The sequence below is a fragment of the Zoogloea sp. genome (assembly GCF_041914405.1).
Lineage (GTDB): Bacteria > Pseudomonadota > Gammaproteobacteria > Burkholderiales > Rhodocyclaceae > Zoogloea.
The window spans coordinates 70,987-84,788 of the sequence record NZ_JAYSDK010000017.1 but is presented as its reverse complement, the minus strand read 5'-3'; the positions used below and the strand labels follow the sequence as shown (position 1 = coordinate 84,788).

Genomic DNA, 13,802 nt, shown 5'->3' with positions numbered 1-13,802 from the left:
GCACGCTCACTGCAGCGGCGAAACGGCCGTCGGCAGCGCGATGGTGGAAGTCATCGCGGTGGTCAGGTGGGCCGGGCCACCCTTCGGCGGCCAGATGCCCTTGGCCACGGCGTCGGCGCGGGCCTTGCCGCGGGCGTCGACGGTCGGGTAGGCCCAAATGTTGGTGAAGCGCAGCGGGCCGTCGAGGGCCACCATCGCTACCACGCAGGGGGAGATTTCCTCGCGGGCCGGCACGGCCTGTTCCCACAGGTCGATGGTGGCCTGCACGCCGCCCGGCTTGATGCCGTAGGTGCGGATCTCGTACACCGGGCCGCGGATGCCGGACTCGGCCGACGGGCGCACCGGCTTCATCCACGGGAAACCCTGGTAGCTGTGCTGCTCCAGGCTCTGGAAGAGCTCGCCACAGCCGAAGGGGCTGGCGCTGAGCTGGGTGCGTTGGCGCTCGGCCTGCAAGGTGGCGAGGTCGTCGAAACCGCGCAGCACGATCATCTGGTTCAGCGTGCCGATGTCGGTGAACCAGCAGGCGAGCAGCTCGCCTTGGGCGTAGGGGGCTGTGGCGAAGGCCTGCACATTGGCGGCGGCCTGGGCGGCGGTGCCGAACGGCAGGGTCATCGTGGACAGTTCGTAGAACATGGGGCTTCCTTTGCGTTTCACGCGTAGCTGGGTTGAATCCGGGGTTCCTGCGCATCGGCGAGCAGGGGCTGGCCGGCGGCGTGGTGGGCGGCGAGGTAGCCGAAGGTCATGGCCGGACCGAGGGTGATGCCGCCGCTCGGGTAGTGGCCGCCCATCATGCTGGCCATGTCGTTGCCACCGGCGTAGAGGCCGGCAATCGGCTGATCGTGGCTGTCGAGTACGCGCGCCTGGGCATCGACGCAGAGGCCGGCGAAGGTGCCGAGGCTGCCGGGGACGATCTTCACCGCGTAGAACGGGCCCTGCTCCAGCGGCGCCATGCAGGGGTTGGGCCAGCCAGAGGCGGCGTCGCCCTGGACGCGGTTGTAGGGCGTCTCGCCCTTGGCGAAGTCTTCGTCGCGGCCGGCACGGGCCATCTGGTTGTAGCGCTGAACGGTCTGCGCCAACGCATCGGGGTCGATGCCGCACAGGCGGGCCAGCTCGGCCGGCGTGGCGCCACGCTTCAGGTAGCCGTTGCTGACCAGCCGGCCGAGGGGCATCGGCGCCGGCTTGGCAGCGCCCAGGCCATAGCGGCGGATGAAGGCGTGATCGCAGACCAGCCAGGCCTCGACGGGTCGGCCGGCCGGCACGGCGGCAAGCATGCCGCGCACGAAGTCGTGATAGGAGTCGGCTTCGTTGGTGAAGCGCTTGCCGTCCGCCGTCACCGCGATGAGGCCCGGCTTGGCTCGCTCGATGAGGTGCGGGAAGTGCGCAAAGCTGCCGTCGGCGCGGGGCACCAGCGACACCGGCGCGAGCGCGGCGGCCTGGGCCAGCTGGCCGTTCAGCGCGGCACCGATGGCCTCGCCCATGCGCAGGCCGTCGCCGGTATTGCCGCGCGAGGCCGCCGACCAGTGTTCGTGGCCACTGGGTGCGTGGGGCAGCCAGGCCTTCTTGCGCTCCACGTCGAAGGGGAAACCGCCACAGGCCAGCACCACGCCACGGCTGGCACGGACCTCCAGGTCGCCGTCCGGTCCGCCGAGCACCGCGCCGACGACGCGCCCGTCCTCCACCAGCAGACGGCGGGCCGGGCTGTTGGTGCGGATCTCCACACCCCGCTCGAAGGCCGACGCGGCGAGGCCGGCGACCAGCGCATTGCCATTGACGAGGCGCATGCCGCGGCCGTACTGCAGCTGGTCGCGCCAGTAACACAGCACCTTGCCAGCCACGTAGCGGAAGGACGCCACGCTGCGCATGGCATTCATGAAATGCCGGAGTTCCACCCCGGACGCGATGCCCATGCCCCACAGGGTGGTTTCACGCAAAGGCGGTTTGAGTCGGTCGATCTGCCGGCCGAGACGACGGCCGTCGAAGGGCGCCGCGCACAGGGAACGTCCGCCGAGCGCCGCATCGGGCGTGCGGCCGTGGAAGTCCGGAATGGCGTTGCCGTCGATGAACTGCAGCGCAGTGTAGCGGCGGAAGAAGTCCACCATGCGCGGGCCGTGTTCCAGGTAGGTCCGCGCCCGCGCTTCGTCGAACTGGTCGCCCAGCTCGTGGCGCAGGTAGGACAGCGGCGTCTCGATGTCTTCGACGATGCCCGCCTCGACAGCCAGCGGATTGCGCGGAATCCACATCCAGCCGCCGGACCAGGCGGTGGTGCCGCCGTATTGGGCGTCCTTCTCGGCGACCAGCACGCGCAACCCCAGATGGGCGGCGGTGACGGCGGCGGACAGGCCGCCGGCACCGGAGCCGATGACCAGCAGATCGGTTTGGATCATGGTGCGTATATGGGTTGGGCGCTGGATCGGCGCGCCACGTTGAAGAAAGGCGAGGCGCCGCTGGCGGCGGCCATCTGCCCCGCGGTGGCGATCAGTTCGTCGGCCAGCGCGTGCATCTTGTCCTCGGTGAAGCGCACCGTCGGCCCGGCGATGGAGATCACGCCGATCGTCGCCTGGTCGCGCAGGCGCACCGGTGCGGCCATCGAGTTGAGGCCCGGCGTGTAGGTTTCCAGCGTCACGCTGTAGCCGCGCCGGCGCGTCTCGTTGATGCCGTCGAGCACCGCCTGCACGGTGGCCGGCGCGTTGGGGCCGAACTCGGTCGGCTGGCCGATACCCTGCTGGGACACCAGCGCCAGCGCCTGCTCGTCGCTGAGCGTGGACAGCCACGCGAGGCCCGACGCGGAACAGCTCAGGCGTGCATCGCTGCCCATCTCCGGGTCATAGCGCAGGCCCTGGCGGGCGCCCTGGGCACGGGCCACCCAGGTCAGGCGGTCGCCGTCGACGACCGACAGGCGCACCAGCTCGCCCGACACGCCAGCCAGCTGATCGAGCAGCGGCTGGGCGATATCGACGATGCCGGAGTGGCCGAGGTAGCTCAGGCCAAGGGACACCAGCTTGGTGGTGAGGACGTAGTCGCCCTGCTCGCGCACCTGGCGCACATAGCCGCAGCGGGCGAGGTCGGTGAGCAGGCGGTGGGCGCCGCTACGCGGAATGTTGAGCTGGTCGGCGATGGTGGCCAGCTCCAAGCCGTGCGCGTGGCGGGCCAGCAGTTCCAGGATGCCCAGGGTTCGTTCGAGTACTCCGCTCATTTTTGCTCCAGTTCTATTAACAGCGCCGCACGACGCGGCGCGATGAGGTTGGGTTTGCCAGGCTCTTACCTGCCGGATTTATCCGGGACCTGCAACCCCATGGCGGGCGGACGATCGAATTATAGATAAAACAGAACTAGATTCAATAGTGGAATATTGTTCCACTTTTTGTAGAATGGAATCTCCTGACACCCACAACGGAGACAAAACCATGTCGCAGCCCCTCAACGGAGCCACCCGCGTTCACTTCATCGTCGGCGACCCGATCGCCCAGGTGAAGTCGCCGGCCGGCGTCACCCAGGCCTTCCACGCCCATGACCGCAACGCCTACGTGATGCCCGCCCACGTGGCCCCCGCCAAGCTGGCCGCCTGGCTGGACGGCGTGTCCCTGGCCCAGAACGTGGACGGGATCATCGTCACCGTGCCGCACAAGTTCGCCTGCTTCGACCTGTGCGCGACGACCTCCGAGCGGGCCGCCTTCCTGCACACGGTCAATGTGATGCGCCGCAACCCGGACGGCAGCTGGCATGGCGACATGTTCGACGGCCTCGGCTACGTGTCCGCGCTGCGCGACCGGGGCTGCGAGCCGAAGGGCAGGACGGCGCTGCTGGTGGGCGCCGGCGGCGCCGGTTCGGCGATTGCCCACGCACTGGTGGTGGCCGGCGTGAGCGAACTGGCGATCCACGACGAAGACACCGCCCGCCGCACCACGCTGGTGGACCGCCTGGCCGGCCTCGGCCAATGCCCGGTCAGCCATGGCAGCCCCGACCCGAGCGGCTTCGACATCGTGATCAACGCGACCCCGGTCGGCATGAAGGAAGGCGATCCCTACCCCCTCGACGTCAGCAAGCTGACGCCGCAGACCTTCGTCGGCTGCGTGATCACCGCCCCGGCGATCACCCCGCTGATCGCCGCCGCCCGCGCCCTCGGCTGCGGCACTTCCACCGGTGCCGACATGTTCGGCCGGGTCTGCGACCTGATGGTCGACTTCCTGCTGGGTGAGTGACATGCAAGTCATCACACGGCTCGCCGACCTGGCCGAGCCGCAAAGTTACGACGTGGTGGTGATCGGTGCCGGTGGCGCCGGCCTTTCGGCGGCGCTGGTCGCCGCCATCGAGGGCGCCCGCGTGCTGCTGGTGGAACACACCAGCTACGTCGGCGGCACCACCGCCCTGTCCGCCGGCACCACCTGGATACCCGGCACCCACCATTCCGCCAAGGTCAATCCGACGGACACGCTGGCCGACGCCGCCCACTACCTGGACAACGCGGTCGGCGAGCGCAGCCCGGCCGCCCTGCGCCGTGCCTTCCTGGAAACCGGCCCGGAGGCGGTGCGCTATATAGAGTCTCAGTCGGAAGTCCAGTACCGCCCCTACGCCAAGCACCCGGACTACATCTCCGATCTGGCCGGCTCGACGCTGACCGGCCGGGCGCTGGAGCCGATGCCCTTCGACGGACGCCTGCTCGGTGAACTGTTCGCGCTGATCCGCCCGCCGATCCCGGAATTCACGGTGCTCGGCGGCATGATGGTGGACCGCAACGACATCAACCACCTGCTCGGCATGACCCAGTCGCTGGCGTCCTTCCAGCACTCGCTGAAGATCATCCTGCGCCACGCACGCGACCGCCTCGGCCATTCCCGCGGCACACGGCTGGTGATGGGCAATGCGCTGGTGGCCCGCCTGCTGTATTCCCTCGCTCAGCACGACAAGGTGAGCCTGGCGCTCAACACCGCAGTGACCGACATCGACCGCGGTGCCGACGGCGTGGAGGCGATCACCCTGTCCCAGCAGGGGCAGCAGCGCCGCGTGCAAGTGAAGGGCGGCGTGATCCTCGCCAGCGGCGGCTTCAACCGCAATCCGGCACTGCGCAAGGCGATGCTCGGCGAGGTGGACATGAGCTGGTGCCCAGCCGCCCCCGGCCACACCGGCCAGGCCCAGGAGCTGGCCCGCGGGCTCGGCGCCCACTACGGCCCGAGCCACGGCACCAACGCCTTCTGGGCGCCGGTATCGCTGCGCAAGCGGGCGGACGGCAGCACCGCGGCCTTCCCGCATTTCGTGATGGACCGGGCCAAGCCGGGCATGCTGACGGTCAATCAGGCCGGCGACCGCTTCGTCAATGAGAGCACCTCCTACCACCTTTTCGCGCTGCGCATGCAGCAGAGCCTGGCGGGCGGCAACGCAGCTGCCGACGTGCCGGCCTACCTGATCTGCGACGCCCGCGCGCTGCGCAAGTACGGCCTTGGCATGGTGCGGCCCGGCGGCGGCGGGCTCGGCCCCTTCCTCGCCGACGGCTACCTGACTCAGGCCGACAGCATCGACGAACTCGCCGGCAAGCTGGGCATCGATCCGGCGCGGCTGCAGGCCAGCGTCGCCAGGATCAAGGCCTACGCGGAGAGCGGCGTCGATCCGGACTTCCGGCGCGGCGAAACGGCCTACCAGCAGAACATCGGCGACGCCACCTGGCCCGGCCGCAACCCCAACCTGGGCGCGCTGACCGAGGCGCCGTTCTACGCGGTGCGCCTCTACCCCGGCGACATCGGCGCCTCCACCGGCCTCGCGGCGGACGTGGACGCCCGCGTGCTGGACGGCGCGGAGCAGCCCATCGGCGGCCTCTACGCGGTCGGCAACGACATGCATTCGATCATGGGCGGGGTTTACACGGCGCCGGGCATCACCATCGGCCCAGGCCTGGTGTTCGGCTATCGGGCCGCCAAGCATGCGGTCGCGCGGGCTCGGAGCTAAGCCGGAAAGAGCCGAAGCCCCCGCCGCCGGCCCGGGAGACCAGCGCCGGCGGCAATGCCACACAAGCCAGATCTCACAACTGGCCCAACAAAGACAGAGGAGACATCCATGATTCGACACAAGACCCTGCCCGCCCTGCTGCTGCTCGCCGGCATCACCACCCTCGCCAGCCCCCGCGTCGCGTTCGCTGGCGAACTGGAAGAGCTCAAGGCCCAGCTGCAGGCCCTGCAGTCCCGCATCGAGAAGATGGAAGACAACCAGAAGCAGGCGGCGACCGTGAAGGCGGTTGTCCCGGCGGGTGCGTCGGCGGCCTCCGGCATCACCGTCGGCACCGCGCAGAGCCCGCTGAGCCTCAACGTGGGCGGCGGCACCGTCACGCTGTACGGCAACCTCGACGAATACCTGAACTACATGAAGAGCAGTTCGGGCGCCACCATCGCCTCCGCCCAGGACGGCGCCGCCCTGCGCAGCCGCATCGGCTTCAAGGGCGACCGGGCGATCAGCCCCGACTATGTGGCCAAGTTCCAGCTTGAGCAGGGCTTCAACCTCACCAACGGCAGCGCCGCCGATACCGCCAACGCCAGCACCACCGGCCTGACCACCAGCGGCCGCCTGTTCGACCGCCAGGCCTGGGCCGGCGTGCAGACACCCTACGGCGATTTCCGCCTGGGCCGCCAGAACACCGCGATCTTCGCCCGCGGCGATTACTTCGATCTGACTTCGCGCACCCTGGGTTCGATGGTCAACAACTTCGGTGTGCCGTCCCGCTACGACGGCGACCTGTCGTGGATCTCGCCGCGCTGGCACGGCCTGCTGGCCGAGGCCCACTATGCCTTCGCCGGTGCCAATCCGGTGGCCGGCACGGCAACCACTACCAGCAACATCAGCCCCAGCAACATGGCGGTCTACCAGTTCGCGCTGGACTACCTCTACGGCCCCTTCCGCATCGGCTACGCCGGCATCGAGGGCCGCCCCGACTACAAGGGCACGGTGAAGAAGAACGCCGAGTACCACAGCTTCTACGCCAACTACGACTATGGCCGCGGCAAGCTCTACGCTGCCTTCGTGCGCTCCAACAACGGTGGCGCCAACGGCAACGGCAGTGGTGCGCTGAGCAACGTCGGCGGCAACATCGTCGGCAACAACCCGACCGGCAGCGCCAGCGGCTCTCTCAACGCGGGCCTGCCCGGCACCGGCCTGGACATCTTCTACGAGATCTACCAGCTCTCCGCCGACTACCGCATCACGCCCCAGTGGCGGGTCGGTGGCCTGTGGGGCACCATCAAGGACACCACCGGCCAGTCCAAGGGCTCCAAGGGCTGGGCCCTCGCCAGCTACTACGACCTCAACAGCAACGTGATGCTCTACGCGCTGCTCGACTCCATCGACAACCAGCAGAACGGCAACTGGGGCCCCGCTGGCTCGGCCGGCCTGACCAAGACCTTCTCCGGCACCGACCGTACCGGACAGAGGATCGACGGTATCCAGACCGGCTTCGTCTTCAAGTTCTGAGCCGCGTCACGGCCCGCCCTTGCAGGGCGGGCGGGCTCTAGAGCTCGTAGCCGTGCTTTTTCAGGAACGCCACATACGCCGCGCGCATTTTCTCGTCGTCAATTTCCTCGGGTGGCGTTTCAAGCTCATACAGATTCAGGAACTCCTCCTCGTCACTGGCGGCGAGCCGGGACTCATTCACGTAAAGCAGATCGACCAGATCTGCAGGCAAAGGGACTTTTTTAGGGGATGACATGGATTGATCTCCTTTTCATCGAGAGGCATGACTTGAATGGGGCCGTGCCGGGCAAACAAGTCGGCCGCCCGCACGGCTGGAAGAAAACCGGCTCGCCTCAGCCGAATTCGGACTGCAGTTGCAGCATCTCCTGTGTCGGCCGGTTGAAGCTCACCAGTTGCACATCCAGTTCGTAATCCCTGACCCGCTGGAGCGCGCGCCTCATCGCCGCGTAGATCCAGGCGCCCTCATTGCCGAATACTCCGCCGCCAAGTCGGGTCAGCAGGACCACGTTCGACGCGCCGCGCTGCGCGTTGGCGACCGCAACCCACAGCGTCGCTTCATAGGCGGCTTCCAGCACCAGCGTGGCGAAATCCGCCCAGCACGCCTTTGGCACAGCCTGACCATAAGCGACCGGCAGCGCGGAACAGAAAGCCTGCGACACCCTATGTGGGACTGGCCGGTCCACGTCCGTCACCTCCACGTCGCGATGGACGCCGATGCGTAGCAACCCGCGCAGCGCATCGCGCCGCCCGTCGTCGAGGCTGGCAAGATGCCTGGAAATGGCAGCCAGGCCTTCCCGCGAACACAGGGCATAGCCGTTCTGCATGGTCCACAATTTTTCTCGCGAGAGACCGGTCCGCACCGCGAGCTCTACGCCCAGATCAGCCAGCCCATCGAGCTGACGGTGGCGGCGCTGGCCGATCTGTTCGCCAACCGGCACGAAGTAATTGCGGTAGATCGTCGCCGCGCCTGCAGCCATCGCACAGGCCGGCCCCTGGGTAAGATCGCCGGCATAGCGGGTCACCCCGTTTTCGGGCGTGACTCCCGGGCCGGTCATCTCGAGCAGGTTGAACTGGGACGCAACCTGAAACAGCGCACCCGCCAGTTCCGGTGCCTGATGCAGTTGCCGCACATCGCCCTCGACGACGCTCAATTTCAGGCGCCCTGCCCCACCGGCATCCGGAACGATGCGCTGGCGCAGCGTTTCCAGCGACACCAGTTCCAGCTCTCCAATGCCATAGCTGCGGCCATTGATCCGCGACCGCAGCTGCCGCCCATCGAGCTCCAGCTGCGCCTGGGTGCCGGCAAAATCCTGCTCCTTGAATCCTGTCAGACGTTCAAACCAGTCCATCCACCGCTCCTCGTATCCGATGGCGACAGGATAAGGCTTAGGTACGACAAGGCTTGTCGTTTCGGCCACAGGCTGGCCCGCGACGGAGGAAACCGTCGAGCAAATGCAAAAAGCCCAAGCACGAATGCTTGGGCTTTTTGTTGAATCTGGTTGCGGGGGCAGGATTTGAACCTGCGACCTTCGGGTTATGAGCCCAACTAACTATCGGCCACAACCTACGGTTTCCCAATAAAATCAATGCACTTTCATACCCTGACTTACTGCATCTTACCGGAAATTGCTGCATGTGCTGCAGCGAAATTGCAGCATGGGTTCGCTCTTTCACGTTAAGTTGCGGGAAATCGTTCCTATACTCTGTGCAGTCGTGTGACTGCGCTAGTCAGGAACATGAACTTGAAAGCACTCTTTTCTCCAAAAGCGCTCGCAACGCTCCTCGGTCTCGCCGAGCAAACCATCTACAACCGGCACTCTGCCGGTGGAGATTTACCCCCCGCAATCAAACTAGGCCGGCTCCTTCGCTTTAAGGCTGACGACGTAGAGGCTTGGCTTGAACTCCAAAGGCAGCCGGCAGCTCCAGTACTCCCTATTTTTTCTTCGAACTCTCGCCGTCCCGGCAGACCCACGAAGGCTGAGCAAGTTGAAAGACGTAGGGGGCAACTGAACTAATCCGAAATTGAGAACTGAAGCAATTACGATAATTACCGTAATTATCACCACTCAATCGTAATGTTATCGGAGATTTTATGGTCCGGAAGCTTGTCACCCAGGAACTAGTTACAACAATTGCAGACGCCATCGTTGCGGAGGGGCGCACCCCATCCATCATAGAAGTGCGGGAGCGGGTCGGTGGCGGCTCATTCACTACGGTAAAGCGCTACCTCGACGCGTGGCATCAGGGCCAGGCTGAGGCCAATATGGCTGCACTGGATATGCCTTCTGAATTCGAGGAGAAAGCTCATCAATTTACCTTAAACATCTGGAAACTGGCCTCTCGCCTTGCGGCTGACGAGAATCAAGTGGTGAAGAAGCATGCAGCAGCCCAGATTGCAGCGGTACACAACGAGCTAGATGTAGCCTTCCAAGAAATCAGTCGCTTAGAGGGCATTGAGGCGAAACAGGCTGAATGCATCGACCGTCAACAGGCCGAACTTCATCGTAGCGAACTCGAGTTGGCCGAGGTTCGAACACAAGCAAGCCGGGCCCTTCAGCTTGAGCAAGCCCTGTCGGAATGTCGTGAGCAGGCAGCCAGCAAAGCTGAAGAGTTCGCGCGACTGAGCGGGGAGACGGAAGCGCTTCGCTCTCAAGTTCGTGACTTGATGGTCGCTTTGTCTACCATTCGAGTGCAGCAAGGAGATGGTGTGACGGCAGGGGTGGCAATGATGAGTTGACGCTATACACCCTCGCGCCACAAGAAACGCCCCGGTTCCAGCCGGGGCGGGAGGCACTTGAAGCACGTCTGTACTCACTGTCAATAGAGTATAGGCGCGGAAAAATATAAACCCGCCGCAGTCAGCACGCGGAGGACAAAACTTTAGTAGTACCAAGGACACAGCTATTGCGCTGAAGCGGCACACACAAGAGGTGTGCCCATGTTGTCCGCATCATCGTCTGTCGCGAGCCAGCCGAGAGCTACTTATAAGTCTGTTTTACGGTTCGCTGAACTTGTCAATAAGATTGAAACAAGTCCGGCATCATCCTCCAAGAAACGGATAAATGCCGCCCGAAGAAAACTGAGCCGGGTCATCAGAGAACAGAAACGCTATGCGAAGACCACTAATCTGCGCGCAGTTGCACTGACGCTAACTTACCGGGATGCCGCGTCTTTCTCCTCGAAACACATCAGCGCCTTTATAGATTGCTTGCGCCGGGCACTCAAGCGCAAAGGGCATTCACTACCTTATGCTTGGGTGGTGGAGCGAGCGAACCACTTACACTACCACTGCATCTTGTGGTTGCCACGTGATTATGTGCTTGCCCCCACCCAGTTGGCTCGGCAGTGGGCATGGGGTAGCACTTGGGTAGAGAGCTGCCGCAGCGTTAAAGCTTGGGGGCGCTACATAGCGAAGTTCGACCGTAAGGAAAGACTTCCAAAGGGTGCCCGCCTCTACGGTTATGGGGGGCTGGATGACGCGGCCAGGCTTGCGGTTTCGCGTGCAAACTTGCCGCGTTGGCTACTTGCGCTACTTCCTACCAATCATCGTGCCCGTCGTTGCCAAGGAGGTGGCTGGGTAGACATAACAACTGGCGAAATCCACAACTCCCCATATATCTGGACACCGAGGGGAGTCGTTCTCGCTGTCGTCAGCCCCTCAACTTATCCGAAACCTGCTTGAACACATCTCGCCCGGCATCGTCCGACTCCACCGCGAACAGGAACAGGCATCGGCCGTTGCTGGACCGCTCCCACTGGAAGCCAATTTGCGCCTTCTCCTTAGAGTCGTCGTTGGTCTTGTAGGGCTCGCCCTTGTACTCGACCACGAGCACTCGGCCGTCCATCAGCTCGGCGACGAAATCGGGGTAGAAATAGTCAGATGAGGTCGGCAACCAGAAGGAGCACTGAGGCTGCTTCTCGATGTTGCGGACCCAATGCTTCACCTTCGGATGAGCGTCGATGGCTTGGGCACAGCAGAACTCTTCTGCCGTCTTGCCGGCATTCGTCTTCTCGCGCAGGTCGTGGATGACGGGGTAGAAGTGCTTGCTGAACTCGTAGCTGCCCTGGTAAATGTTTCGGGCCGGATACTTGCCGGGGTCGAACGTAAAGCTGTACTGAGCTACGTCTTCCAGCTTGGAAACTGTCATCTCGAACAGGCGCCCTTGGAAGCCCGTCTTCATGGCCTGCTGGCGTAGGCGTCCCACCTCGCTCTTGATGGCGTCGGCCAACTGAAAGCGAGCCCGCACCAGCGAGGTAAGGCTGAAGCCCTTGCCGTGGATGAGGTGGGTCAACAGTTTCACCAGATAGGCCTGAACGTCGAACTGGGAAACGTAGGGCTGCCGCACCTGCCCATCTAGCCAGCGGACCAGATTCTGTTCACTGACGTGGCTGGCGACTTCGTTCAGCTTGAGTTGCTGGACGTCGATATGCTTGTAGGTCACTTTTTCGCCGTTGACGTCAATTTCAAAGGAATTGACCATCTCATGGATGGCGAAGTTATTCAGTTGTACCGGCGTATCCAGCAGGCTCCAATCGCCCAGCTCCGCCAGGGTGTCCTTCTCGACGACTTCCAGATAACCATCCAGCTCAAGGCAGAGCTGTGGCACTGGCGCGAAGCTCAACCCCAACTGGGCAGGGGCCTTCATGGCCTGGCGAATGGCGCGATGGTCGGCGAACTGCTGGACCACCTTCTCCCTGGCCTTGGCCGGCAGCTTGGCGGTGACGAAGGCCTCGGCCTGCTTTAGCGTCTCGGTGTCCACGTTGCCCTTGAGCACCAGCGTTGCCCCCTGGGACGTGGGATGAATCTGCACCTGCGCCTTCAGTCCCTCCGGCCAATGCTGCGTTTCCGGCACGGCGGGAAGGTCGATGTGGCAGTCGGGGATGGTGGCAGCCAGCCCCGAGATTGCAGGAGGCGTTCCGCCTTCGCCGCCAGTCAGCGGCAAGGGCTGCTGAGGCACGATAAGGCCCGCCGTATCCAGCCGCTCGAAGCCCATGTTCTGAACCAGTCGGTCCCTGAGGTTGCTGGCAGCCTCGGCGAAGTTGTTAGCGACGATATGGGCGTAGGCCTTGTTTAGCGGCGCTTGGTTGCGGTCCGTGGCGTAGGGCATGCGTAGAACCCGTCCTAACAACTGCTCCACGTCCTTGCCCGAATTCACCGATTGCAGGCTGGAGAGCACGTAAGCAAAGGAGCAGTCCCAGCCTTCCTTGAGGGCTTCCACGGTGATGACGTAGCGCACCGGGCAGGCGGGGTCGAAAAGATTGACGCCGTCCAGCTCCTTCTGAGAGCCAGTGGCAATCGCAATCTGCTCGGCGGGGATGTTCTCTTGCTCGATGAGGTGTTTTTTGACCACGTCCACGGTCGCCTCGCCGCCCTTGGGCATGGCTTGAACTAGCACGATGGGCCTCACGTAGTCCGTTTCCTTCTGGGCTACGGTCTCCAGCCTGTCGCGGGTCAGGATGGCATCGCGCAGGCACTCGCGCCAGCCTTCGGGGTGCTCGGCCAGCACGATAGGCAGCTTAATCATCTGCTCGGCCCGCAGCTCCTGGGCGGAAACGTGGTAGAGCACGTTATTGCCAGTGACCGGTGTCGCGGTCAGCTCCACGACGCCCGCCGGATTCAGGCGCCCGAGCGTCTTGAAGAAGCGGTCCGTGCGGTTGTTGTGGGCTTCATCGACAATCACCAACGGCCGATGCAGGTGGAGCCAGTTCGCCACCGACCACTTCACCCGGCCGATGTCCTTCTCGGTCAGGAAAGGTTGGCTGGCGAGGTCCGCCGCCGTCACCTTCTCAAGCCCGGCGGCCAACGAAGGCGGCAGGTCTCGGAAATGCTCCTGTAACTCCTCGAAGAAGGCGTAGACGTTGCGCTTGCTAGTGTCCGACACGTTCAGGGACTGGATGGTCGTCACCACGATGATGCAGGCCTTGCCCACGTCGCCCGTGCCGACGGTTTGCAGGCTTTCAAGGTCGGCCACCCGCAGGCGGTCGCCCACATAGTGGGCCAGCGCCTGGCGGTAGGGGTGGCGAATGTCTGAGAGGGCTTCCAGCGTCTGGCTGCGGATGGTGTCGGATGGCGTCAGCCACAGCGCGATGGGGGTGTCGGTATCCTGCAATGCCTTCCCTAGCTCGGCGACGGCATGAGCGGCGAGCAGCGTCTTGCCGCCGCCGGTAGGCACCCGAAGGCACACGCAGGGAATTTCGGGGAATATCTCGTGGTAGTCCTGCCCGTTCCGGCTCTGGCCGGCCATCGCTTCGTCCCAGGCCTGGCGCACGGGCACGCTCCGGCAGCGCTTCACGAAGCTAACCAAGGCGGTCAGCGCGTCGTTCTGATATTTCTTCAGGGTCAGCATGGTCCG

11 protein-coding genes are annotated in these 13,802 nt (G+C 64.5%); 5 read left to right on the top strand and 6 right to left on the bottom strand.

Features of this window, described 5'->3' with window-relative positions:
- Positions 1 to 6: 6 nt before the first annotated feature.
- Genes ACE3RX_RS12140 through ACE3RX_RS12130 form a run of 3 tightly spaced genes read right to left on the bottom strand, consistent with a single transcriptional unit; the run spans position 7 to position 3,193 of the window.
- Complete coding sequence (locus tag ACE3RX_RS12140; RefSeq protein ID WP_374483779.1) at positions 7 to 633, bottom strand: NIPSNAP family protein; 627 nt, start codon at positions 631 to 633, stop codon at positions 7 to 9.
- 17 nt (positions 634 to 650) lie between these two features.
- Positions 651 to 2,384, bottom strand: coding sequence for an FAD-dependent oxidoreductase (locus ACE3RX_RS12135; protein WP_374483777.1), 1,734 nt, complete (start codon positions 2,382 to 2,384; stop codon positions 651 to 653).
- Positions 2,381 to 3,193, bottom strand: a complete 813-nt coding sequence (locus ACE3RX_RS12130; RefSeq protein WP_374483775.1) for an IclR family transcriptional regulator — start codon at positions 3,191 to 3,193, stop codon at positions 2,381 to 2,383. The genes ACE3RX_RS12135 and ACE3RX_RS12130 overlap by 4 nt, the downstream gene beginning before the upstream one ends.
- Before the next feature lie 211 nt (positions 3,194 to 3,404).
- Here ACE3RX_RS12130 and ACE3RX_RS12125 point away from each other — a divergent pair, with 211 nt between their 5' ends.
- From ACE3RX_RS12125 to ACE3RX_RS12115, 3 genes are all read left to right on the top strand, one after another.
- Positions 3,405 to 4,199, top strand: a complete 795-nt coding sequence (locus ACE3RX_RS12125; protein WP_374483773.1) for a shikimate dehydrogenase — start codon at positions 3,405 to 3,407, stop codon at positions 4,197 to 4,199.
- Between the two features lies 1 nt (position 4,200).
- Positions 4,201 to 5,937, top strand: a complete 1,737-nt coding sequence (locus ACE3RX_RS12120; RefSeq protein ID WP_374483771.1) for an FAD-dependent oxidoreductase — start codon at positions 4,201 to 4,203, stop codon at positions 5,935 to 5,937.
- Positions 5,938 to 6,045: 108 nt separating this feature from the next.
- Positions 6,046 to 7,449: a porin gene (locus ACE3RX_RS12115; RefSeq protein ID WP_374483769.1), complete on the top strand. Its 1,404-nt coding sequence runs from the start codon at positions 6,046 to 6,048 to the stop codon at positions 7,447 to 7,449.
- Positions 7,450 to 7,486: 37 nt separating this feature from the next.
- On the opposite strand, the gene ACE3RX_RS12110 is transcribed toward ACE3RX_RS12115, so the two are convergent.
- Both ACE3RX_RS12110 and ACE3RX_RS12105 read right to left on the bottom strand, forming a co-directional pair.
- Positions 7,487 to 7,684: a hypothetical protein gene (locus ACE3RX_RS12110; protein WP_374483767.1), complete on the bottom strand. Its 198-nt coding sequence runs from the start codon at positions 7,682 to 7,684 to the stop codon at positions 7,487 to 7,489.
- Between the two features lie 97 nt (positions 7,685 to 7,781).
- Complete coding sequence (locus tag ACE3RX_RS12105; RefSeq protein ID WP_374483765.1) at positions 7,782 to 8,798, bottom strand: hypothetical protein; 1,017 nt, start codon at positions 8,796 to 8,798, stop codon at positions 7,782 to 7,784.
- Positions 8,799 to 9,185: 387 nt separating this feature from the next.
- Between ACE3RX_RS12105 and ACE3RX_RS12100 the strand changes: the two genes are divergently transcribed.
- Entirely contained in the window at positions 9,186 to 9,464 is a 279-nt protein-coding gene (locus ACE3RX_RS12100; RefSeq protein WP_374483763.1) for a helix-turn-helix transcriptional regulator, read from the top strand.
- A gap of 77 nt (positions 9,465 to 9,541) precedes the next feature.
- Complete coding sequence (locus ACE3RX_RS12095) at positions 9,542 to 10,186, top strand: DNA-binding protein (RefSeq protein WP_374483761.1); 645 nt, start codon at positions 9,542 to 9,544, stop codon at positions 10,184 to 10,186.
- A 913-nt stretch (positions 10,187 to 11,099) separates the two neighbouring features.
- On the opposite strand, the gene ACE3RX_RS12090 is transcribed toward ACE3RX_RS12095, so the two are convergent.
- The gene (locus ACE3RX_RS12090; RefSeq protein ID WP_374483759.1) at positions 11,100 to 13,796 is read right to left on the bottom strand and encodes a DEAD/DEAH box helicase; all 2,697 of its coding nucleotides are present in this window, start codon (positions 13,794 to 13,796) and stop codon (positions 11,100 to 11,102) included.
- Positions 13,797 to 13,802 lie beyond the last annotated feature (6 nt).

Excerpts from the sequence above, each read along its gene's own strand:
- ACE3RX_RS12140 (WP_374483779.1), bottom strand. The coding sequence starts at position 633 with ATGTTCTACGAACTGTCCACGATGACCCTGCCGTTCGGCACCGCCGCC.
- ACE3RX_RS12135 (WP_374483777.1), bottom strand. The coding sequence starts at position 2,384 with ATGATCCAAACCGATCTGCTGGTCATCGGCTCCGGTGCCGGCGGCCTG.
- ACE3RX_RS12130 (WP_374483775.1), bottom strand. The coding sequence starts at position 3,193 with ATGAGCGGAGTACTCGAACGAACCCTGGGCATCCTGGAACTGCTGGCC.
- ACE3RX_RS12125 (WP_374483773.1), top strand. The coding sequence starts at position 3,405 with ATGTCGCAGCCCCTCAACGGAGCCACCCGCGTTCACTTCATCGTCGGC.
- ACE3RX_RS12120 (WP_374483771.1), top strand. The coding sequence starts at position 4,201 with ATGCAAGTCATCACACGGCTCGCCGACCTGGCCGAGCCGCAAAGTTAC.
- ACE3RX_RS12115 (WP_374483769.1), top strand. The coding sequence starts at position 6,046 with ATGATTCGACACAAGACCCTGCCCGCCCTGCTGCTGCTCGCCGGCATC.
- ACE3RX_RS12110 (WP_374483767.1), bottom strand. The coding sequence starts at position 7,684 with ATGTCATCCCCTAAAAAAGTCCCTTTGCCTGCAGATCTGGTCGATCTG.
- ACE3RX_RS12105 (WP_374483765.1), bottom strand. The coding sequence starts at position 8,798 with ATGGACTGGTTTGAACGTCTGACAGGATTCAAGGAGCAGGATTTTGCC.
- ACE3RX_RS12100 (WP_374483763.1), top strand. The coding sequence starts at position 9,186 with ATGAACTTGAAAGCACTCTTTTCTCCAAAAGCGCTCGCAACGCTCCTC.
- ACE3RX_RS12095 (WP_374483761.1), top strand. The coding sequence starts at position 9,542 with ATGGTCCGGAAGCTTGTCACCCAGGAACTAGTTACAACAATTGCAGAC.
- ACE3RX_RS12090 (WP_374483759.1), bottom strand. The coding sequence starts at position 13,796 with ATGCTGACCCTGAAGAAATATCAGAACGACGCGCTGACCGCCTTGGTT.